We start from the raw sequence: 22,360 nt of genomic DNA on the forward strand, positions 1-22,360 counted from the left end.
CCTCCACCTCGCCGTCCCTCAGCACCTACCTCCACCTCGCCAACCCCCACCCCCGCCTCGCTATCCCCTTTACCCCCACCACGAAGGGATCAGCAATGCACAGAACTGTCAGGGGCATGCCAGCCTTGATGGTGGTCGCCCTCTCCGCCGGACTCCTCACCGCGATCGCCCCGACCGCCGCCCACGCGGCCTCCGGAGCGAGCCTCCCCTTCACCTCCGTGGAGGCCGAGTCCGCGACCACGACCGGCACGAAGATCGGCCCCGACTACACCCAGGGCACGCTCGCCTCCGAGGCATCGGGACGACAGGCCGTACGCATCGCCTCAGGCCAGCGCGTCGAGTTCACCGTGCCGAGCGCCGCCAACGCCGTGAACGTCTCCTACAGCGTCCCGGACGGGCAGTCGGGCACGCTCGACGTCTACGTCAACGGGACCAAGCTCGCCAAGACGCTCGCGGTCACGTCCAAGTACTCGTACGTCGACACCGGTTGGATCGCCGGCGCCAAGACGCACCACTTCTTCGACAACGCCCGGCTGCTGCTGGGGCGGAACGTGCAGGCGGGTGACAAGGTCGCCTTCCAGTCGACGGGCACCCAAGTCACCGTCGACGTGGCCGACTTCGAGCAGGTGGCCGCGGCCGCCGGTCAGCCCGCCGGTTCGGTCTCCGTCACCTCCAAGGGCGCCGATCCCAGCGGCAACGGCGACTCGACGCAGGCCTTCCGGGACGCGATCGCCTCCGCGCAAGGGGGAGTCGTGTGGATCCCGCCGGGCGACTACAGGCTGACGTCCTCGCTCAGCGGCGTCCAGAACGTCACCCTCCAGGGCGCCGGCAGCTGGTACTCCGTCGTGCACTCCTCCCGGTTCATCGACCAGTCAGGGTCCTCCGGCAACCTCCGCATCCGGGACTTCGCGGTCCTCGGCGAGGTCACCGAGCGCGTCGACTCCAACCCGGACAACTTCGTCAACGGCACGCTGGGACCGAACAGTTCGGTCTCCGGCATGTGGATCCAGCACCTCAAGGTCGGCTTCTGGCTGATGGGCAACAACGACAACCTGGTCGTCGAGAACAACCGCATCCTCGACACCACCGCCGACGGCCTCAACCTCAACGGCAACGCCCACGGGGTCCGCGTCCGCAACAACTTCCTGCGCAACCAGGGCGACGACTCGCTCGCCATGTGGTCGCTGAACGGGGCGGACAGCAACAGCAGCTTCGAGAACAACACGATCTCGCAGCCCAACCTCGCCAACGGCATCGCGATCTACGGCGGTACCGACATCGCGGTCAGGAACAATCTGATCTCCGACACCAACGCCCTCGGCAGCGGTATCGCGATCTCCAACCAGAAGTTCCTCGACCCCTTCTCCCCGCTGGCCGGCACGATCACCGTCGACGGCAACACGCTCGTCCGCGCGGGAGCCATCAACCCCAACTGGGGTCACCCGATGGGCGCCTTGCGCGTCGACTCCTACGACAGCGCCATCAACGCCACGGTCAACATCACCAACACGACGATCACCGACAGCCCCTACAGCGCCTTCGAGTTCGTCTCCGGCGGCGGCCAGGGCTACCCGGTCCGGAACGTCAACGTGACCGGCGCGACCGTCCGGAACACCGGCACGGTCGTCGTCCAGGCCGAGGCCCAGGGCGCGGCCACCTTCCGCAACGTGACGGCCACCTCGGTCGGCGCGGCGGGCATCTACAACTGCCCCTACCCGGCGAACTCCGGCACCTTCGCCCTCACCGACGGCGGCGGCAACTCCGGCTGGAGCAGCACCTGGTCGAACTGCTCGGCCTGGCCGCAGCCCGGCCGGGGCAACCCCGACCCGGGCACCGGCGGCAACCTCGCCCAGGGCCGCCCGGCCTCCGCGACCGGCTCGCAGGGCGGCTTCGCGCCCGGCAACGCCGTGGACGGGAACGCGAACAGCTACTGGGAGTCCACCAACAACGCTTTCCCGCAGGCGCTGACGGTCGACCTGGGCGCGACCAAGAACGTCCGCCGGCTGGTGCTGAAGCTGCCGCCGTCCTCGGCCTGGGGCGCCCGTACCCAGACCATCACCGTGCAGGGCGGCACCGAGGCCGGGACCGCCTCGACCGTCGTCGGCGCCACCGGCTACCGCTTCGACCCGGCCACCGGCAACACGGTCACCATCGCCGTGCCCAGCACCACCAACCTGCGCTATCTGCGGCTGTCCGTCAGCGCCAACACCGGGTGGCCGGCCGCGCAGTTCAGTGAAGTGGAGGCGTACTCGACTTCGTGACCGTGTCCGACTCGGTCACCGTGTCCGACTTCGTGATCGAGATCGACTTCGGGACCGCGTCCTGAGGTGTCCCGCGCTTCGCCGCCTGGATCTGCTCGTACACATGGGTCCGCAGCTCGGCGAAGCGCGGGGCCACGCGCGTGTGCAACTGGTCGCGCTCGTCGGGCAGATCGATCTTCAGCTGCTCCCGCACGACGGTCGGGGAGGCGGAGAGCACGATCACCCGCTCGCCCAAGTACACGGCCTCGTCGATGTCGTGGGTGACGAACAGGATCGTGATCCCGCGCTCGCGCCACAATCCCCGTACCAGGTCTTCGAGATCGGCTCGCGTCTGCGCGTCGACCGCCGCGAAGGGCTCGTCCATCAGCAGGACCTGCGGCTCGTACGCCAACGCCCGTGCGATGGCGACCCGTTGCTGCATGCCGCCCGACAGCTGCCACGGGTATGCGCCGGCGGCGTCCGTGAGGCCGACCGACTCCAGCGCGTCCGCGACCAGCTCCTTGCGCTGCGCCTTGGTCAAGTCCTTCTGCTTCAGGGGGAGTTCGACGTTCTGGCCGACCCGCATCCAGGGGAAGAGGCTGCGGCCGTACTCCTGGAAGACGAACGCCATCCCGGGCGGCGGGCCGCTGACCGGCTTGCCGGACAGCAGCACCTGGCCGGCCGTCGGGGTGAGCAGTCCGCCCATGCACTTCAGCAGGGTTGTCTTGCCGCAGCCCGACGGGCCGACAAGGCAGACGAGTTCACCGGCCGACACCGTGAAGGTGAGGTCGCGCACGGCTTCCACCCGGCGCCCCGAACCCTCGTAGACCTTGTTCAGGCCGCGTACGTCGAGCATGGACTGGACCGCCCCTTCACGAAGTTCACTCAGGACCGCCGGGTGGAGGCGCGCAGACCGTGGTACCAGCCGAGCACCCGGCGCTCGACCAGTTGGAAGACGACGGACAGCAGGAAGCCGAGCAGACCGAGGACGAGGATCCCGGTCCACATGTCGGGGATGGCGAAGCTGCGTTGGAACTGGACGACGGTGAAGCCGATGCCGTTGCTGGCGGCGAACATCTCGCTGATGACCATCAGGATGATGCCGATCGACAGCGCCTGGCGCAGGCCCGCGAAGATCTGCGGACTGGCCGCGGGCAGGACCAAGTAGGTCAGCCGGGCAGGGCCGTTGACGCCGTACGAGCGGGCCGTCTCCAGCATCACGGAGTCCACCGCGCGGACGCCTTCGACCGTGTTGAGCAGGATCGGCCAGACGCAGCCGCTCGCGATCACCACGATCTTCATCGTGTCGCCGATGCCCGCGAACAGCATGATGACCGGGATCAACACCGGTGGCGGCACCGCCCGCAGGAACTCCAGGACCGGCTCGCACACCGCCCGCACCCTGCGGTAGGAGCCGATGACCGTGCCGAGCGCCATGCCGACGACGGCCGCCGTGGCGTAGCCCGCGAGGAGCCGCAGGACGCTCGGTACGACGTCCGTGCGCAGCCGGTCGGCGGTCCAGACGTCCGGGAAGGTTTTGAGGATCGTCCGCAGCGGGGGCCAGAAGGGATCGGTGTTCCCGTCCGACGCGGCCCACCACAGGGCGACCAGCACCACGGGCAGCGCGAGCACGAACAGCAGCCGCAGCAGCAGGCGTCCGATCACACCGTCACGCACAGGGCCACGTACGGCGCCCTTCACATCGCCGCTCACACCGCCACCTCCCCGCGCACCGACTGGTGCCAGGCCAGCGCCCGCCGTTCCACCGTACGCGCGCCGACATTGATGAGCAGCCCCAGCACCCCGGTGACCACGATCAGCGCGTACATCTCCGGCACCGCCTGCGAGGTCTGCGCGACGGCGATCTCCTGGCCCAACCCCGGTGCGCCGATGACGAGTTCGGCGGTGATGGCGAGGATCAGCGCGACCGCGGCGGCGAGCCGCACCCCGGTCATGACGTACGGCAGCGCGGTCGGCCACAGCACATGGCGCACGCGCGCCCAGGTGCCGAGACCGTACGAGCGTGCCGTCTCCTCGGCGACCGGGTCCACGTCCTGGACGCCGTACAGCGTCTGGACGAGCACCTGCCAGAAGGAGGCGTACACGACGAGGATGAGCACCGACTTCAGTTCGGCGCCGTAGAGCAGGACGGCCAGCGGGATGAGGGCGACCGACGGGATCGGGCGCAGGAACTCGATCGTCGAGGCGGTCGCCTCGCGCAGGTAGGGCACGATCGAGATCGTCACGCCCACGACGACACCCGCGCAGACCGCTATGGCCAGGCCCACCGCCCAGCCGGTGAGGGTGTCGCGGAGCGCCGACCAGAAGCCGTCGGTGGTGACCTCGTCCCACAGGGCCGAGGCGATGCGGCTGGCCGGCGGGAAGTAGGCCTCCTTGACGAGGCCGAGCCGCGGCACCGCCTCGCCCAGGGCGAGGAAGGCCGCGAGCCCGGCCGCGCCGAGTGCGGTGTTCAATCCCCTCACGGCAGCAGCTTGTTGAGGTCCGGGGCGTTCTTGAAGAGGCCGTTCTCGTCGCTCAGCTTCTCCAGCGCCTCGATCGAGGAACGGTTCGCCTCGGTCGGCCACTTGGGCAGGGTCATCGCGGCCAGCACGTCGGCCGGGGTCTTGGTGTACGTGGTGACGATCTGACGGACCTCGTCCTGGTGCGCGTCGGCGTAGGCCAGGGACTCGGCGGTGGCGTCCTGGAACTTCTTCACGATCTCGGGGTTCTTCTGCGCGTACGCGGTCGACGTGAAGTACATGGCGACCGTGAGGTTCGGGGCCACGTCGACCAGGGGGGAGGCGATCTCGACGGCACCCTGGAGCTTCATGGTGGTGAGCGCCGGCTCGACCGCCATCGCCGCGTCGATCTGGCCCGAGTCCAGCGCGGCCGGCATCTGGTCGAAGGCGAGCTCGACGAGGTTGACCTTGTCCGGGTCGCCGCCGGCCCGGCGGACCGAGTCGCGGACCACGATCTCGTTGATGTTCTTGAGGGTGTTGACGGCGACCTTCTTGCCCTCCAGCTCCTTCGGGGACTTGATGGGGCTGCCCTTCTTCACCACGAGCCCGCCGAAGTCCTTGCCCTTGACGCCCGTTGAGGCGACGCCGTTGGCGATGGCCTCGATGGGCACGTTGTTGGACTGGGCGACCATCAACGAGGTCATGTTGGAGAACCCGAACTGGAACTGACCGCTCGTCACCCCGGGCACGATGGCCGCGCCGCCCTGGGCGAGCGTCATCGAGAGCTTCAGGCCCTGCTTGCTGAAGAAGCCCTGTTTCTGGCCTAGATAGAGCGGGGCGACATCGACGATGGGGATGATCCCCACCTTGACGGTGGTCGTGCCGCCGGACGACGAGCCCTTGTCCGACGACGAGTTGGAGTCGTCGGACGAGCCACAGGCGGTCGCGACGAGCAGGAAGGCACCGGCGGTGAGACCGGCGAGCAGACGGCGCATGGCTCCTCCTGTGCAGACAACAACGGTGCAACGGTGTTCCGACAGGTCGTGCGCAAGGCGCACAGTAGTGCGCGAACTCGCACAGCCGGAAGGTAGAAGGCGCAACGGGTCGGGTCAATGGGTTCGCCAACAACATTGTTGACACTTTTGGAGGCGGCAATGCCAGCGGATGCCCGTGCGTCACACTTCGTGAGGTCCTTCGAACGCGGACTCGCCGTGATCCGCGCCTTCGACGGGGAGCATCCCGTCCGCACCCTGAGCGAGGTCGCCGACACCTGCGAGCTGACCCGCGCGGCCACCCGCCGACTGCTCCTGACCCTGGTCGACCTGGGGTACGTCCATCAGGACGGGCGCCTGTTCCGCCTCACCCCGCGCGTCCTGGAACTCGGCTACTCCTACCTCTCCAGCGTCACCCTGCCGCAGATCGCCGAGCCCCATCTGGAGCAACTCGTCGCGCAGGTACGGGAGTCGTCGTCACTGTGCGTCCTCGACGGCGACGACATCGTCTACGTGGTCCGGGTGTCGACCCGCCGCATCATGGCCGCCACGATCACCGTCGGCACCCGCTTCCCCGCCCATGTGACCTCGGTGGGGCGGGTCGTCCTCGCCCACCTCCCGGACGAGGAGGTCGACGCCCGGCTCGCCCGCGTGGAACTGCGCCCGCTGACCGACCGGACCATCGTCTCGCCGGGGGCCCTGCGGGCGGAGCTGCGTCGGGTGCGCCGACAGGGATACGCCATCGTGGACCAGGAGTTGGAGGAGGGGCTGCGGTCGGTCGCCGCCCCGGTGCGGGACCGGGACGGCGAGGTGGTCGCGGCGGTCAACCTCGCGGTGCCCGCCGGCCGCACCTCCGTCGAGTCGATCCGCCGGGACCTGCTGCCGCACCTGTTCGCGACGGTCGACCGGATCGACGCCGACCTCGCGATCACAGGTCCAGCACGAGCCGCTTCCCCCGGCAGCGGGACACGCAGATCATCATCGTCTCGCCGCCCGCCCGCTCCTCTTCGGTGAGCACCGAGTCCCGGTGGTCCGGGACGCCGTCGAGCACATCGGTCTCGCAGGTGCCGCAGGTCCCCTCGGTGCAGGAGAACAGCACCTCGACACCGGCGGCGCGGACGGCGTCGAGTACGGACACGTCCGGGCCGACCGTGACGGTACGCCCGCTCTGCGCGAGCTCCACCTCGCACTCTCCGTTCTCGCCGCCCTGTTGGGCCTTCGGCTGGAACCGCTCGACGCGCAGCACCGGCGCCGGACACCGCTCCTCGACCGCGTCCAGCAACGGCCCGGGACCGCAGCAGTAGACGAGGGTGCCCTCGGGCAGGTCGTCCAGCACGGAGGCGAGGTCGAGCAGCCCGGTCTCGTCCTGCGGGGCGACGGTGACCCGGTCCCCGTACCGCCCCAACTCCTCGGTGAACGCGATGGATTGACGGGTCCGCCCGCCGTACAGCAGCGTCCATCGGGCTCCCGCCGCCTCGGCCGCGGCCAGCATCGGCAGGATCGGGGTGATCCCGATCCCGCCGGCGATGAACCGGTAGCCGGGCGCGGGCTCCAGTCGGAAGTGGTTACGAGGTCCACGTACCCGCACCTTGTCGCCGACGCCCAACTGCTCGTGGACGAAGGCGGATCCACCCCGTCCGTCGGGTTCCCGCAGCACCGCGATTCGCCACTCGGAGCGGTTTCCGGGATCCCCGCAGAGCGAGAACTGCCGTTCCAGCTCCGGCCCGAGCACGACGTCCAGATGTGCTCCCGGTTCCCAGGCGGGGAGTTCGTCGCCCAGGGGATGCCGGAGAGTGAGGGCGACGACCCCTTCCGCGGCCGACTCCCTCGTGTTCACGACCAGTTCGGCCTCGTACAGGCTCATGCGCCGTGCTCCGGGGGTCGGTGTCCTTCGGGGTGGCCGAGCATCCACTCCCACATCTCCACGGGGTCCTGGGCGGTGTGCTCGGCGCCGCAGTGACACGTACCGTGCAGGACGTCCGTGCCAGGCAGCCAGTCGATGCGGTAGACCTCCCCGGTGGGGCTGCCGCTCACAGCACCTTCTCCACGGGCTTGTCGCCCTCCTCGACCAGCCGGGCGAGGATGCGGCGGGCGGCCAGGCCGCCGGTGTCGATGTTGATGCTGAGCTCCTGGTAGCCCGACCGCTCCGAACCGAGCGTCTTCTGCAGCAGGTTGAGCGCGTCGACGTCCTGCATCACGACGGTGTGGTTGTTGCCCCGCAGGAACTCGGTGACCTCGGCGTCGTCGATCGCCCAGTCGCGTGAGACGGCCCAGAAGTCGTAGACATGACCGTCGGCGGAGGGCGTGATGGCGTACGTGATCTCGGTGTGGAAGCCGTTCGGGTCGCTGCCGTCGGCCTCCGGCAGCACACCGACGGGCGCGATCCGGCTGTGCAGCAGATAGAGGCAGGGTGCGTGGTACTCGATGTCCTGCCAGCGGGTGATCCGGCCCCTGATCCCGGTCGACTTGGCGTAGAACGGCGGGCATTCGGCGTCGTCCATGTGCCGGCTCACGCGCACGATCCCGGCGCCCTCGTCGACCTCCGTGGTGATCGGCGTCTCGGCGACCTCGGGCGTACCGATGTAGCCGCCGTGCAGATACGTCTCGTGGGAGAGGTCGAGCAGGTTGTCGACGAGCAGCCCGTAGTCGGCGTCGATGGGCTCCATGCCGGAGACGGTGACCCAGCCGGGGGAGTCGAGGTGCCGGGCGCGCGGGATGGTCTGGGGGTCGGCGAGGGCCGGGTCGCCGATCCACACCCAGATCAGGGCGTCCAGCTCGACGACCGGGTAGGAGGCCACGCGCGCGGTGCGGGGTATCCGTTTCTGCCCGGGCACGTACACGCAGGCGCCGGTCGTGTCGTACGTGAACCCGTGGTACCCGCAGACGATCCGGTCACCGTCGAGCCCGCTCTCGGACAGGGGGTAGCGGCGGTGCACGCACCGGTCGTGCAGGACGACGGGGGTGCCCTCGTCCTCGGTGCGGTAGAGGACGAGGGGCTCACCGAGGATCGTCCGGCCGAGCAGCTCCCGGCCGATCTCGTGGCTGTAGGCGGCGACGTACCACTGATTGCGGGCGAAGGCGGTGGTGTGCGGCATGGCGATCCCGTCCCTGAGAGCGGGGCGGCTCTGCCCCGCGTGCCTGGTTGGAATCAGGGTCGTGAGACTTGCGGTGTGTCGGCAAGGTGGCTTCCGCGAGACGGAAGGGCTTCCGCGAGCGGGCTGGTCAGAGCACTGGTTCAGCTCCCGGAGCAACCCACGCGGGCGTGCGAGGGGATTACGTTGGTCGGCGTGAACCTGCTGGGGTGGAGCTACCGGTATGTGGGACCGCCTGATCTGCGGCGCCTTGTTCGGCCGGAGGCCGAAGGCAGAGGCATTCACTCGGCGGCGGCCTTCGATGACTGGGCTTCGACTGTGGCAGCGGTGGAACTGGCCGAGCCCTTCACGTACGTCATCGACGCGGCCGGTGTGCTGCGGCTGGCGCCGCGCCGGAGCGAGCATGTGGTGTGTGCCGGCGGTGGCCCCGTGCTGGGCGCCGGGGAGATGAGCTTCCGCGTGGAGGCCGGGCAGTGGGTGGTTGACGAGGTGAGCAACCAGTCGACCGGATACTGCCCGGACATCAGCTCATGGCCCGCCGTCGCGAAGGCTCTGGACGCGGCAGGGATCGATCATCCTTCCGGCTTCACCCACGAGGTGGTGTTCCGGCGCTGTCTCGCCTGCGGTCAGGTGAACATCGTTCGGGAGGAGGACTTCGTCTGCGTCTTCTGCGACGAGGAGCTGCCGCGGGAGTGGAACGTGGAAGCGGCCGGGCGACAGGGGACGAGGTTCGAGGGGCCTGAGTAGAGGGTGCGGTCGTCCTTGATGTGGGTTGTAGGCAGCTTCTGTCAGGCGGGAAGAGCGGTCGGGGGGACGCCGGAGGGAGACAGGACCGGGCCCGGTTCGCCCCGTGAAGCCCAGGTGAAAACCCTGTGGAAGCCCTGTCGGTGGTGCCGTTTATGCTGCTCCGGACGATCACGCGGGACCAGGGGAGGGCGCGGCATGTTGGGGAAGCTGTTCGGGAGAGGTGCGGAGAGACCGGCGGAGGTTCTGCACGCCCTTTCCGTGCCGCGCCGGCAGAAGAACGGGGTGTATCCGCTGCGCGCGCTCGGGGACGTGCGGGTGCTGGAACTGGTGGAGGCGGCCGACGCGGGGGAGTGGGAGGCGGTCAAGGCCGCGCTGGTTCCGTTCGATCTCGGGCGGGAGCACCAAGTCCTCGGCGAGCTGGCCGAGTTGGACGGAGTGCAGGACTGGATCGGGCGGGCCGTCGAGGAGGACAAGGAGCACCGGGCGACCGCCCTGCTGATATCCGGGGCCCGGCACATCAGCTGGGGCTGGGAGGCGCGTACCGCCGACCGTGCCGTGAACGTCACGCAGGAGCAGTGGCGGATCTTCCACGAGCGGCTGCACATCGCCGAGGAACTGCTGCTGGAGGCCGCCGAGTTGCGGCCCGAGTGGATCACGCCGTGGCGCCGGCTGCTGACCTCCGGCCGGGGCATGTCGCTGGGCCACGCCGTCAACGAGACCCGGCGCGACGCCGCCCTGCGCCGCGACCCGCTGGACCTGGAGACCCACGTCGAGTGGATCTCGTACCTCCAGCCCCGCTGGAGCGGAGAGCCGGGCCAGGCCCTCGCGTTCGCCCGTGAGGCGTTCGCAGGCGCGCCCGAAGGCCACCGGCTCGGCTGTGTGATCGCCATGGCCCACATCGAGAACTGGGTGGAGTCCGACAACAAGAGCTGCCTCGAAACCCCCGAGATCCAGGACGAGTTGCTGGAGGCGGCCGAGCACAGCATCCTCCACCCCGGCTACCAGCGGTTCCCGGGCTGGCAGGAGGACTTCAACACCTTCGCCATGGCGATGTCGCTGGCCTCCTCGCGCAGCGCGCTGCCGCGCATCTTCGAGCAGCTCGAAGGCGCCTTCACCCCATGGCCGTGGAAGTACATGGCGCAGCCGGAGAAGATGTACGCCCGCGCCCGGCGCAGCGCCTGATTCCGTCGCCCACCCGCTCGTCGCTCACCTCACACCGGACTGCCCGATGACACTGCCCGACACCCCTTCGAGCCAGGCCGGCGCCGACCGCACCTTCCAGGTGGATCTGCGCGGCCTCGTCGACCTCCTCTCCCATCACCTCTACTCCAGCCCCCGCGTCTACCTGCGGGAGCTGATGCAGAACGCGGTCGACGCGCTGACCGCCCGGCACCGCCTCGAACCCGGCGCGCCCGCCGACGCGTTCGGCATCCGGCTGTACGCCGACGGATCCGTCGTACGCGTCGAGGACGACGGCGTCGGTCTCACCGAGGCCGACGTGCACACCTTCCTCGCCACGATCGGCCGCAGCAGCAAGCGCGCGGAGAAGATCGCCGAGCAACGCGGCGACTTCATCGGCCAGTTCGGCATCGGACTGCTCTCCTGCTTCCTGGTCGCGGACGAGATCCACGTCCTGAGCCGGTCCGCGGCCTCGCCCGAGGCGCCCGCCGTGGAGTGGCGGGGACGCGGCGACGGCAGCTACACCGTCCGCGCCCTGCCCGCCTCCGCCCGGCCCCGGCCCGGCACCACCGTCACGCTGACCCCGCGCGCCGACGCGGGCGAGTGGACCCGCCCGGCCCAAGTGCACGCGCTCGCCCGGCACTTCGGGTCCCTGCTGCGCCACCCGGTGACCTTCGACGACGGCAAGGGCGGTCCGGCCGGCACCGGTGCGTCCGTCAACCCCGAGCCGGCCCCCTGGGCGCGCACGTACCCCACGCCGGGAGCCCGCTCCCGTGCGCTGGCCGCGTTCGGCGAAGAAGCCCTCGGATTCACGCCGTTGGACACCATCGAGCTGGACCTGCCGGCGGTGGGCCTCAAGGGCATCGCCTGCGTCCTGCCCGAGGCCGTGCCCGCCGGTCGCCGCCACGGCCACCGCGTGCACGTCAAGGGCATGCTGCTGTCCGAGCAGGCCGAGGAGATCCTGCCCGAGTGGGCCTTCTTCGTGCGCTGCGTCGTCGACGCCGAGAGCCTGCGCCCGACGGCCTCGCGTGAATCCCTGTACGAGGACGACACCCTTGCAGCCGTCCGTGACGCCCTCGCCGAGCGGCTGCGCGCGTGGATCGCCCGGGCCGCCGCCAGCGACCCGGACCTGCTCGGCCGTTTCCTCCAGGCTCACCACCTGGCCGTGAAGTCCCTCGCCGTGCACGACGACGAGATCCTGCGAATGCTGCTGCCCTGGCTGCCGTTCGAGACCACCGACGGGCACTGCACCCTCGACGAGTTCGCGCGCACCCACCGCACCGTGCTGGTGACCTCCAGCGTGGAGGAGTTCCGGCAGGTCGCGGCCATCGCCTCGGCCGCGGGGCTCGGCGTCGTCAACGGCGGCTACACCTACGACCGTGAACTGGTCCACCGGCTGCCCGAGATCAGGCCCGAGGTCACCGTCGCCGACCTCGACCCGGCGACCCTCACCGCCCACCTCGACCCCGTCGACCGGGAGACGGAACTCGCCGCCGCGGCCTATCTCGCCCAGGCCCGCGACGCCCTCGCCGTCTTCGACTGCGACGTCGCACTGCGCACCTTCCACCCCGCCTCCGCGCCCGCCCTCCTGGTCGACAGCCGCGAGGCCCGGCACGAGCGCACCCGCTCCCAGCTCGCCCGCGAGTCGGAGGGCGGCCTGTGGGGCGACATCCTCGGCGCCCTGCGCCAGGAGGCACCGCGCGCCCAGCTGATCCTCAACCAGCTCAACCCGCTGGTGCGCACCGCCGTCTCCATCGACGAGCCCGAGCTGGCCCGCACCAGCGCCGAAGCCCTCTACGGGCAGGCCGCGATGCTCTCCCGGCGCCCGCTGCGGCCCGCCGAGTCGAGCCTCATCAACCGCTCCTTCCTCGACCTTCTCGCCCACGCCCTCCGCAAGGACAGCTGACGATGCCGACCGCACCCCACCCCCAGAACACGGACGAGCTGTTCCAGGCGCTGCAGGAGAACGACCGCCGCCCCTACGGCCGCACCCGCACCGTCACCGCCGAGGAACTCGTCGACGTGGCCGAGCAGTTGGCGGAGCCCGTACCCCTCGTCCACGCGCTGCTCGAACTCCAGGAGGCGTACACCTACGGCTCCGAACCCCGGAAGTCGCCCGTCGTCTTCGCCCGTCTGCTCACCCTCTTCGACGAGCAGCCCGACGTCTTCGACGAGCGCCTGCGCCACATGCTCTTCTGGCGGTTCAAGTGGGTGGCCACCGCGCTGCTCGCCCTGCCCGAGATACCGCTGGCCAGCCTGCGCCAGTGGCTGACGGAGATGCGCGACCGCTACGAGAAGGCCGGCCTCGACCTCCAGCCCTACTACGGCCAGGCGTACCACCTCGCCGTCCACGCGGGCGAGGACACCGACCTCGCCTACGAACTGTGGGCGGGCCGCAGCCGCGTCCGGCTCAGCGACTGCGAGGCCTGCGAGACCTGCGCGCGCGCCCTGCACCACCTCACCGCCGGCGACGACGAACGGGCGCTCGGCACCTGGGAGCCCGTCCTCGCCGGCAAGGAGTCCTGCCAGGAGGAACCGGCCCGCTCCGTCTCGTACGCGCTGCTGCCCCTGCTGCGCACCGGCCGCAGCGACCGGGCCCGCGAACTGCACCTGGCCGGCTACCGCGGCTGCCGCCGCAACCCCTCGATGTCCCAAGAGGTCGGCCGGCACCTGGAGTTCTGCGCGCTGACCGGCAACGAGGCGCGCGGCCTGGAACTGCTCGCCGAGAACCGGAACCTGTTCGAGGACGTCGACTCGCCGCTGGACCAGCTCGGCTTCCTCACCGGCGTCGAAGTCCTCCTCCAGCGCGTCGAGTTCCTCGGCCACGGCGAACTGCCCGCCGCCGGGTACGCGGGCCGCAGCTGGACGGTGACCGGCCTGCGCGCCGAGGTGCGCGACCGCGCCGACGGCCTGGCCGCCCGCTTCGACGCCCGCAACGGAACGACCGCCCACACCGACCGCCGCAAGGCCCGCCTCGACCGCGCCCCGCTCCTGGACGCGCTCGACCTGACCCTGCGCACCCGCAGCCTCGACGACGTCGCCACGGCGGCCGTGCCGGTCGCCGCGCCCGCCCCGCGCACGGACGCCGCCCTCCCCGACTCCCTGCCCGAACTCATCCTCCGGGCAAGGACGTTGGACCAGCAGGGCCACCCGGACGCGACGGCCTGCTGGGCACGCCTGCGCACACTCGTGGCGGCCCGGGACTACACCCACCCCGACGACCCGGCCGTGGGCCCGCTCGAACGGCTGCGCGCGGACCTGCTCTCCGACGAGGCGAACCGGGCGGGCGAGAAGGACGAGTACGCCGACGCCGCCGCACTCCACGAGGAGGCCGCGGCCCTGTACGAGGACGCCGGAGAGCTGGGCGAGGCGGCGTTCTCCCGGGCTTGCGCGGTGCTGGCCCTCGCGGAGATGCCTGCGGAGGACACTGACGGGGCCGGGCCGTCGGGCGCCGACGGAGTCGACGCGACGGCCGCCAAGGGTGTTGAGGCGGAGGACGCGGCTGGTGCCGATGAGGACGTCACCGGCGGTATCGAGGCGCGCGGTGCGGCCGGCGCCGAGGCAAGGGCCGTGGACGGTGTCGACTCGAAGGCCACCAAGGGTGTTGAGGCAAAGGTTGCGGAAGGTGGTGACGCGGGGACCGCGGACCGTACCTCGGTTGCAGACCCCGTCGCCGATGCCAAGGTCGTCGCGCTGACCGCCGCTCACGCCTCCCTCGTCCGGCTTCACGAGGAGACGCCCGGGCTCGCCCCGTACCAGGAGGCCCGGCTGCTGCGGATGCGGGCGACCGCGCTCGGCCTGCGGTTGCAGGCATCCGGGAGCGACGAGCATGCCGCGTCGGTGTTCGCCGAGGTGGACCTGCTGGAGGCCTTCGCCACCGAACACGACGTCGTCACACAGATCTCCGGCGCCGTGCTGATGCGGGCCAGCTCGTACGCCCTCTCCGGCGACCTGCCCGCCGCGATCACCGAGATCGACGCCCTTCTCGACCGGCTGAAGGCACAGGGTCCCGCCTGGCACCTGCCCCGGACGCTCGGCCTCCGCGGGCGGCTCCAACTCGGCCTCCGGGACGCGCAGACCGCGTACGACAACCTCACCGAAGGCCTGCGACTGGCCGCCGAGTGGCCGGCCGACTCGGTCGACACCTCCCGCCTCCAGAGCGATCTGGCCGAGGCCGCCCTGCGCCTGGGCCGCCCCGACGAGGCACTGCGGCACCTGACGCGCTCGGCGGAGGTGGCCCTGCGCCGCGGCAACCGGACGGAGGCGTACTGCACGTACAGCAATGCGGCCCAGCTCACCCTCGACCTGGGCCGCATCGAGGACTGCATCGCCCTGCTCGACTCCCTGCTGGCCGAACCGGTCGTCACCGCGGGAGAGTTGGACGACCGGCTCGTCGCCCAGCTGCGGCTGACCCGCGCCCGCGCACTGTGCGCGGGGGAGGACCTCAAGGCCGCCACCGCCGAGTACGTCACCCTGGCAGCCGCGTCGGCCGGCTGGGACGACGACCCGGGCAGCCACGCGATGATCGCCGCGGAGACCGCCGTACTCCTCGGTGAGTCCGGCGAGTTCGCCCGGGCCCGCGAGGTCGCGGACCAGGCGCTCGCCGCCCACGCCCATGCCCCGCGCTACGAGCAGCTCAGCAGCTGCCTGCGCGAACTCGCCCGCCTCCAGACCCAGCAGCAGGGCCCCGACGGCCTGGCCGACGCGCTCCGCTTCCTCGACGACGCGGGCCGGATCGCCGACGAGGCGCGCGCCGCCGAACACCACCACCACGGCCGGTCCCTGGACTCCGCCCTGGCCTACGAACACGGGCGGGTCAACGCCTACGCGGGCGAGTACGAGGACGCGCTGGTCGCCCTGGAGAAGGCGCTCTCGCTGATCGGCGAGCCGGGACCGGACGACGAACGCGCCGGCGAGTGGGCCGAGTGCGTCCGTCTCGCGGGTGTCGTGGAGGGTCTCTACCTGGAGCGCACGGAACCCGCACTCACCCGCCTCGACGCGGCCGTCGCCCGCCTGACGGCCCTGGGCCACACCGAACTGACCGAGGAACTGCTCGCCTTGACGGCCCGACTGCGGGACGAGGAGTGACGCGACGGGAGTGACGGCGACGGGAGTGACGGCGACGGGACTGACGGCGGTCGGAGGGTCGGACTGGCGTCGGCCGGAGTGACGTTGCGAGGGTCGACCCGGCCAAGGGCGACCCCGCAAGGGCGCCGATCAGCCGATGAAGTCCGCGACCAGGGCGGCGAACTCGTCCGGCGTGGCCAGCCGGACGCCGAGCGTCTCCGCCTTGGTGCGCTTGGATCCGGCACCCTCTCCGGCGACCACGAGAGTGGTCTTCTTGGAGACGCTGGAGGAGGAGCGGCCACCGGCGCGTTCCACGAGTTCGTTCATCTGGTTGCGGCTGAGCTTCTCCAACGGGCCGGTCATCGCGCCGGTGACCACGACCGTCATCCCGGCCAGCGGCCCGCCCGCAGATTCGGCGGTCTCCGCCTGGCCGTCGGAGCCGGAGCCCTCGGAGCCCGTGCCTTTGGAGCCGGAACCGGCGTCGGTCTCGGCGTCCTCCGCGGCCGGCGGAGTGGCGCCGGGCTCCGTCATGTTCACCCCGGCGGTCGCCAACTTGTCGATGAGCGGCGCGAGTTCGGCGACCTCGGCCACGATGGACGGGGCCTTCTCGGTGCCGATGCCCTCGACCCGCTGCATCGTCTCGGCGTCCGCCGCCCGGATGTGGTCCATCGTGGCGAAGTAGCGGGCGATCCGGCGGGACATGGAGCGGCCGGTGCCGCGGATGCCGAGCGCGCACAGCACCCGCGACAGGGGCTGCCCCTTGGCCGCGGCGATCCCGGCGAGGAGGTTGTCGGTGCTCGTCTCGCCCATCCGCTCCAGGTCCAGGAGCTGTTCGCGGGTGAGGGCGAACAGGTCGGCGAGGTCGGTCACCAGGCCCGCGTCCACGAGCTGCACGACCCGGGTGTGGCCGAGGCCCTCGATGTCGAGCTGGTCGCGCCCCGCGGCGTAGGAGAGGGCGGCCACCAGATGGCAGTTGCGTCCGTTCGCACAGCGCCAGCGCTGCTCGCTCGTGTCGATGTCGGCCCCGCAGCGCGGGCACACCTCGGGGAAGGCGATGGGCTGTTCGTCGCCGGTGCGCAGATGGCCGACGGGGGCCTCGACACGGGGGATGACGTCGCCGGCCCGGTGGACCATGACGTGGTCGCCCAGGCGCAGATCGCGGCGGGTGATGTCGGCCGGGTTGTGGAGCGTGGCGTAGGTGATGGTGGCGCCGTCGATCTCGACCGGTTCGAGGACCGCGCGCGGGGCGATGATGCCCGTGCGGCCCACGTTCCACTCCACCTCCAGCAGGCGGGTGATCTTCTCGACGGCGGGCAGCTTGTAGGCGATCGCCCAACGCGGGGCGCGCGTCCCCGAACCGGCCGTCCGCTGGTCGTCGGCGAGGTCCGCCTTGATGACGATCCCGTCGATCCCGAACGGCAGCTCGGCCCGCAGGGCGGCGATCTCGCGCACCCGGTCCAGCACCTCCTCGACCGTGTCGACGGCGGTGCCGGGCACGGCGGTGGTCGCGGTGGTGTTCACCCCGTACTCGGCGGCCCGCGCCATCAGTTCGCTGTGCGCGAGGTCGCCGAGCAGGTCGGCGAGGTCCGTCCCGGTGCCGGGCAGGGGCAGCAGGCCGTAGCCGAAGAACGTCATCGGCACGGTGTAGGTGCGCTCCTTGGCCCGCAGGGTGCCCGCGGACGCGCCGCGCGGGTTCGCGAACGGCTGGCCGCCGTGCGCGGTGCGCACCTCGTTGGCGTGCTCGAACTGGGCCGTGGTCATGAGGACTTCGCCGCGCACCTCGACCGTGACCGGCTCGGTCAGCTCGACGGGCAGCCCCTCGATGGTGCCGATCGCGTGCGAGACGTCCTCCCCGGCCGTCCCGTCCCCTCGGGTGATCAGCTGTCTGAGTCGGCCGTCGGTGTAGCGCGCCGCGATGGCGAGTCCGTCCAGCTTCGGCTCGACGCTGAAGCGCTCGACGTCGTGGCCCAGACGCCGGGCCAGGGACGCGGTCCAGGCGGTGAACTCCTCCGGCGAGAACACGTTGTCCAGGCTCAGCATCGCCACCGTGTGCGGCACATCGCCCTCCACGGCCCCGCCGGCCACCTTCCCGGTCGGTGAATCGGGCTTCACCTGGTCCGGATGGTCGGCCTCCCACGCGGCGATACCGCGCACCAGCCGGTCGTAGGCGTCGTCGTCCAGCGCGGACGTGTCGCCCGCGTAATAGGCGGCCGAAGCCTTCACCGCGTCCTCGACCGCCTGCGCGTAGGCGGCGGCATCCACGATCACTGCAACTGGTGTCGTCATGCCCTCCATCCTGCCTGCCACCACTGACAACGCCCTCGGAGCGATTCCGCGGCACCTCGGCTGTTACTCACTTTCGGGTGAACGCCCTCGGCGGTGCGGGGTGGCGTGATGTGGCGAAAGCGGGGGTGCGGCCAATGGCCGCACGGAAGTTGATCGTCAACCTCGCGCATACACGACATACATGGACAGTGCAGTCGAGCGTTACGAAAGCATGGTCAACAGGCAAAAGCATCCACGTTTCCCACCCGTGTCCCGCACTCGGTGGACAGAGTGTGGGTGTGAGGCCGACCGGCCGCACAAGCACACCGCACCGAATCTCTCGGGGACAGTGATGACCGCTGCCCGCGAGAGGGTGCCCGCACTATGCAGGGGGACTCTGTGTCCGATTCCGCTTCTGTCACCGCCCGCCGTCTCGCCGCCGCCGCACTGGCCGCCGGCGCCCTGGTTTCCGTGGTGACGTTGCCGGCGTCCGCGGCCGACCACGCTCGGCCGCACGGGCCGAAGGTGGAGATCTCGGCCCTCCAGTACGACTCCCCGGGACGCGAGGACCGCTCGAACCGTTCGCTGAACAACGAGTGGGTGGACCTGACCAACACCACCCGCGACGCGGTCAACCTGGACGGCTGGACCCTCAAGGACGACCACGGCCGTACGTACACGTTCCACCACTACCGCCTGGCCCCCCGCGCCACGGTCCGCGTCCACTCCGGTGAGGGCCGCGACAGCCGCAGGGACCTCTTCCAGGACCGTCGCAACTACGTGTGGGACAACGACCGCGGCACCGTCACCCTGCGCAACGACCGCAACCGCCTCGTCGACGACTTCTCCTGGGGTCGCCACCAGGGCGGCGGCCACCAGGGCGGCGGTCAGGGTGGCGGTCACCAGGGTGGTGGCCACCAGGGCGGCGGTCACGAGGGTGGCGGTCACCAGGGTGGCGGTCACGGCGGTGGCCACGACGGCGCCGGCCGCGACATGCGCCGCTGACACCGCGCACCGATCGGGGGGTTGATCGAGTAGCCCGTAACGGGCGATGAACAGACGGCGCGTCGGGCCTCCGGGTCCGGCGCGCCGTCCGCGTTGTGCGGTGCGGGCGGGGGGCGTGAGACGTCAACTCCCTGCCGCGGCCCGCAGGATCAGCCTGCTGATCACTTCCGGGTGCGTCACGAGCGACAGGTGTCCCGCGTCGACCTCGATGGTCGTGGCGCCCATGCGGCGGGCCATGAAGCGCTCCAGGTCGGGATCGATGGTGCGGTCGTTCTTCGAGACCGCGTACCAGGACGGCCGCTGGTGCCAGGCGGCGACGCTCGTGGTGGGCGCGGCGGTGGAGAGCGGGCCCTGGGCGGCGTAGAGCGTCAGGGCCTCCTTGCGGGGGACGCCGTTCGCGAAGTCCCGCAGGAAAGCGGGCCGGCCGATGAACTTGAAGCCGCCCGAGGTGATGATCCCGGCGTTCACCGGAGGGGTGGGGAACGTCGCGGAGAGCGCGGCGTAGTCCTCGCCGGCCTCCGGGGCGCGGGCGGCGACGTAGACGAGGCCCCTGACCTTCGGGTCGAGTCCGGCCTGGGAGATGACGGTGCCGCCGTAGGAGTGGGCGACCAGGACCGTGGGGCCGTCCACCCGGGACAGGGCGAAGTTCGTGGCGGCGACGTCGTCGGCGAGCGAGGTCAGGGGGTTCTGCACCGCGATGACGTTCAGCCCCGCCGCCTGGAGCAGTGGGATGACCTTCGCCCAGGAGGAGCCGTCCGCGTAGGCGCCGTGAACCAGGACGACATTGCGTACTGCGGGCTTGCCGCTGTGGGTCGTCGCGCGGGCCGTCGTGGCACCGGCGAGCGTGATCGCCGCGGCTCCCGCGCCGGCAGCGGAGAACTGACGTCGACTGAACACCATCGTTACCGTCCTTCGTCGATCTTCCCTTATGGGGGAATTTACGCGCAGAAGGGGACCTGTGTCGGAACCGCCCCCTGGGACGAGAGGGACGTGGAGAGGGTCGAGTGGCGCAGGCGTTAGCCTGATGCCGCCGAACGGCTGTGCGGCGCAGCGGGGTTGGAGAGGGTAACCGGCGATGCCACCAAGGACCGGGGAATCGGGGCCCATGGGGTCCATAGGCGGCTACGCGCTGATCGACCGGCTCGGCAGCGGTGGCATGGGGGTCGTCTATCTGGGTCTCTCGGCCTCCGGACGGCAGGCCGCGGTCAAGGTCGTGCACGCGCAGTACGCGCTGGACGAGGAGTTCCGTACCCGCTTCCGGCAGGAGATCGCGGCGGCGAGACGGGTGAGCGGCGCGTTCACCGCGCCCGTCGTGGACGCCGATCCCGACGCCGAGGTCCCGTGGATGGCGACGCTGTACGTGCCGGGCCGCACCCTGGCCGAAGCGGTGGAGAAGGACGGCCCGTTGGGCGGGCGCGCCCTGCGCATGCTGGCGCTCGGCCTGGTCGAGGCGCTGCGGGACATCCACCAGGCGGGCGTGGTGCACCGGGACCTGAAGCCGAGCAACGTCCTGATGGCCGAGGACGGCCCGCGCGTCATCGACTTCGGCATCTCCCGCGCCGCCGACAACCAGGCCCTCACCGTCACCGGCCGCCTGATCGGCACCCCGCCCTTCATGTCACCGGAACAGTTCTCCTCCCCGAAGGACGTCACCGCCGCCTCGGACGTCTTCTCGCTCGGCTCGCTCCTGGTGTACGCGGCCACCGGCAACCGCCCCTTCGACGGCGCCAGCCCGTACTTGACGGGCTATCAGGTCATGTACGAGCAGCCCCAGTTGGACGGAGTGCCCGAACCGCTGCGGACCATCGCCACCCGCTGCCTCGACAAGAACGCGGCGAACCGCCCCCAACTCGCCGAACTGCACAGCCTGTTGCTGGACCTGCCGGACATGACGGGCCCGCCGACGGTGCCGGGACACCGCAATGCCCCTCGCGGGCCCGGCGGCGGCACGACGATCGCACCGGCAACCGGCGCCACCGCCGAGGGAGTTCGCACACGTCGGGTACGGCGGCTCGTCGTCCTCGGTGCGGCGCTGGCCGGCACCGTCGTGTGCGCGTCGACGGCGTACTACCTGACGTCCGGCCCGAGCGGCCGCGCGAACCCGGGCGCCGTGCGGGCCTCCGCGTCCGGCGGCTCCGCGGCTCCCGCCGTGACGCTGCCCGCCGGGTGGCAGCCCTGGCAGACCAGCCTGGTCAAGGCCGTGAAGAACACGTCCCTGGTCGTCAACGTGGACAGCGTGAAATCCGGCTGCGTGTCCGCCGACTCCGCCGTGTACTGCTCGGGGACCGGCTTCACGGTCGCCCGGATCGACGGCGCCACGGGCCGCGTCAAGTGGCGCTTCGGCAGCAGCCCGCAGAGCTCGGAGCGACCCCTCGGGGTCGAGGACGGGATCGTGTACGGATTCGACCAGCCGGACGCGAACGAAGTGAACTCCGCCCAGCGGGTGTTCGCGCTCGACGCCGAGACCGGGAAGCCGGTCTGGACGCGCACGGTCGACGCGGGCACGCCCGCCGTCCTCTTCGACGGCGGCGTCCTCGCGATGCGAGAGGGCGCCGAGGAGTTCGTCGCCCTCGACGCGATGACGGGCCAGGACCTGTGGCGGACACCGGCGAAGTCGTCGGCCGGCACCAACTGCGCCCCCATGGTCCTGGGCGACGCCCCCTACGGTGTGTGCGTCGACGCGAACGACCCCACAGTCGGCCAGGCCGGCCTCCTGCGCCTGGAACCGGCCGACGGTACGGCGCACGAGGTCCACAAGCTGCCCGTCACCGCGTCGCCGCTCGGCGCCGTCGGCGGGAAGCCGCTGTTCCTGGTGCCCCAGCAGGCGGAGTGGGAGTCGAACGACGGCCGGGACGAGGCGTACAAGAGCCTGCTCCAGGTGGACCCGGACACCGGCACGGCCGTCCGGATCCCCTTGGAGGGCACCCCGCGCGGCTCGGCCACCGTCGTCGACGGCACCGTCTACTTCGTCCGCCCCGACGGGACCGTCACCGCGAACAGGGCGACCGACGGCGCCAGGCTGTGGCAGCAGGGGACGCAGATCGAGAACCTCTCGGCGCCGGTCCGCTCGACGACGTACGACGATCTCTACTTCGCCAACCGCTACGGCCGGCTGCTCGCGCTCGACCGCAGGACGGGTGCCGTCGCGTGGACCACGGACAAGGTGGACGACCTGGGGACCTCGGCGGAGGACCGGATCCCGAGTCTGGTGCTGGTGAAGGACGCGATCGTGGCCGTGGCGGGCGACAAGGCCTTCTCCGTACGACCTGACCGCCCCTCGGGCACACAGACGCCCGCCGCCGCCAACTGATCTA

17 protein-coding genes are annotated in these 22,360 nt (G+C 71.0%); 8 read left to right on the forward strand and 9 right to left on the reverse strand.

What is annotated here, in order from left to right; translation table 11 throughout:
* Positions 1 to 116: 116 nt before the first annotated feature.
* A complete protein-coding gene (locus ACWDR3_RS13510; protein WP_450352641.1) occupies positions 117 to 2,261 on the forward strand; it encodes a galactose-binding domain-containing protein in 2,145 nt (714 codons plus the stop codon).
* Here ACWDR3_RS13510 and ACWDR3_RS13515 read toward each other — a convergent pair.
* Genes ACWDR3_RS13515 through ACWDR3_RS13530 form a run of 4 tightly spaced genes read right to left on the reverse strand, consistent with a single transcriptional unit; the run spans position 2,230 to position 5,694 of the window.
* Positions 2,230 to 3,096, reverse strand: coding sequence for an ABC transporter ATP-binding protein (locus ACWDR3_RS13515; protein WP_450352642.1), 867 nt, complete (start codon positions 3,094 to 3,096; stop codon positions 2,230 to 2,232). The genes ACWDR3_RS13510 and ACWDR3_RS13515 overlap by 32 nt on opposite strands.
* A 29-nt stretch (positions 3,097 to 3,125) precedes the next feature.
* Positions 3,126 to 3,902 (reverse strand): ABC transporter permease, encoded by a 777-nt coding sequence (locus ACWDR3_RS13520; protein WP_450352668.1) that lies wholly within the window; start codon positions 3,900 to 3,902, stop codon positions 3,126 to 3,128.
* 47 nt (positions 3,903 to 3,949) lie between these two features.
* Complete coding sequence (locus tag ACWDR3_RS13525; RefSeq protein ID WP_450352643.1) at positions 3,950 to 4,723, reverse strand: ABC transporter permease; 774 nt, start codon at positions 4,721 to 4,723, stop codon at positions 3,950 to 3,952.
* Positions 4,720 to 5,694 (reverse strand): ABC transporter substrate-binding protein, encoded by a 975-nt coding sequence (locus ACWDR3_RS13530; protein WP_450352644.1) that lies wholly within the window; start codon positions 5,692 to 5,694, stop codon positions 4,720 to 4,722. The genes ACWDR3_RS13525 and ACWDR3_RS13530 overlap by 4 nt, the downstream gene beginning before the upstream one ends.
* Before the next feature lie 159 nt (positions 5,695 to 5,853).
* On the opposite strand from ACWDR3_RS13530, the gene ACWDR3_RS13535 reads away from it, so the two are divergent.
* On the forward strand, positions 5,854 to 6,705 hold the full coding sequence (locus ACWDR3_RS13535) for an IclR family transcriptional regulator domain-containing protein (RefSeq protein ID WP_450352645.1): 852 nt from the start codon (positions 5,854 to 5,856) through the stop codon (positions 6,703 to 6,705).
* Here the strand turns inward: ACWDR3_RS13535 and ACWDR3_RS13540 are convergent.
* From ACWDR3_RS13540 to ACWDR3_RS13550, 3 genes are read right to left on the reverse strand one after another with little or no spacing between them, the layout of a single operon-like run.
* Entirely contained in the window at positions 6,620 to 7,555 is a 936-nt protein-coding gene (locus ACWDR3_RS13540; protein ID WP_450352646.1) for a PDR/VanB family oxidoreductase, read from the reverse strand. The genes ACWDR3_RS13535 and ACWDR3_RS13540 overlap by 86 nt on opposite strands.
* Positions 7,552 to 7,725, reverse strand: a complete 174-nt coding sequence (locus tag ACWDR3_RS13545) for a hypothetical protein (protein WP_450352647.1) — start codon at positions 7,723 to 7,725, stop codon at positions 7,552 to 7,554. Before ACWDR3_RS13545 ends, ACWDR3_RS13540 begins: the two co-directional genes overlap by 4 nt.
* Positions 7,722 to 8,786 carry an aromatic ring-hydroxylating dioxygenase subunit alpha gene (locus ACWDR3_RS13550; RefSeq protein WP_450352648.1) on the reverse strand — a complete coding sequence of 355 codons (1,065 nt, stop codon included), beginning with the start codon at positions 8,784 to 8,786 and terminating at the stop codon, positions 7,722 to 7,724. Before ACWDR3_RS13550 ends, ACWDR3_RS13545 begins: the two co-directional genes overlap by 4 nt.
* A gap of 183 nt (positions 8,787 to 8,969) precedes the next feature.
* Here ACWDR3_RS13550 and ACWDR3_RS13555 point away from each other — a divergent pair, with 183 nt between their 5' ends.
* The 4 genes from ACWDR3_RS13555 (at position 8,970) to ACWDR3_RS13570 (ending at position 15,797) form a co-directional block, all read left to right on the forward strand.
* Positions 8,970 to 9,530 carry a hypothetical protein gene (locus ACWDR3_RS13555; protein WP_450352649.1) on the forward strand — a complete coding sequence of 187 codons (561 nt, stop codon included), beginning with the start codon at positions 8,970 to 8,972 and terminating at the stop codon, positions 9,528 to 9,530.
* Between the two features lie 195 nt (positions 9,531 to 9,725).
* Complete coding sequence (locus ACWDR3_RS13560) at positions 9,726 to 10,712, forward strand: hypothetical protein (RefSeq protein WP_450352650.1); 987 nt, start codon at positions 9,726 to 9,728, stop codon at positions 10,710 to 10,712.
* A 46-nt stretch (positions 10,713 to 10,758) separates the two neighbouring features.
* On the forward strand, positions 10,759 to 12,615 hold the full coding sequence (locus ACWDR3_RS13565) for an HSP90 family protein (protein ID WP_450352652.1): 1,857 nt from the start codon (positions 10,759 to 10,761) through the stop codon (positions 12,613 to 12,615).
* A gap of 2 nt (positions 12,616 to 12,617) precedes the next feature.
* A complete protein-coding gene (locus ACWDR3_RS13570) occupies positions 12,618 to 15,797 on the forward strand; it encodes a hypothetical protein (protein WP_450352653.1) in 3,180 nt (1,059 codons plus the stop codon).
* Positions 15,798 to 15,926: 129 nt separating this feature from the next.
* Here ACWDR3_RS13570 and ligA read toward each other — a convergent pair whose 3' ends face one another.
* On the reverse strand, positions 15,927 to 18,062 hold the full coding sequence (gene ligA / locus ACWDR3_RS13575) for an NAD-dependent DNA ligase LigA (protein WP_450352654.1): 2,136 nt from the start codon (positions 18,060 to 18,062) through the stop codon (positions 15,927 to 15,929).
* A gap of 378 nt (positions 18,063 to 18,440) precedes the next feature.
* Here ligA and ACWDR3_RS13580 point away from each other — a divergent pair, with 378 nt between their 5' ends.
* Positions 18,441 to 19,046 (forward strand): lamin tail domain-containing protein, encoded by a 606-nt coding sequence (locus tag ACWDR3_RS13580; RefSeq protein ID WP_450352655.1) that lies wholly within the window; start codon positions 18,441 to 18,443, stop codon positions 19,044 to 19,046.
* A 123-nt stretch (positions 19,047 to 19,169) separates the two neighbouring features.
* Here ACWDR3_RS13580 and ACWDR3_RS13585 read toward each other — a convergent pair whose 3' ends face one another.
* Entirely contained in the window at positions 19,170 to 19,946 is a 777-nt protein-coding gene (locus ACWDR3_RS13585) for an alpha/beta fold hydrolase (protein WP_450352656.1), read from the reverse strand.
* 205 nt (positions 19,947 to 20,151) lie between these two features.
* On the opposite strand from ACWDR3_RS13585, the gene ACWDR3_RS13590 reads away from it, so the two are divergent.
* Positions 20,152 to 22,356 carry a protein kinase domain-containing protein gene (locus ACWDR3_RS13590; protein ID WP_450352657.1) on the forward strand — a complete coding sequence of 735 codons (2,205 nt, stop codon included), beginning with the start codon at positions 20,152 to 20,154 and terminating at the stop codon, positions 22,354 to 22,356.
* The last annotated feature ends 4 nt before the right edge of the window (positions 22,357 to 22,360 follow it).

It is taken from the genome of Streptomyces sp. NPDC001002, from assembly GCF_053599215.1.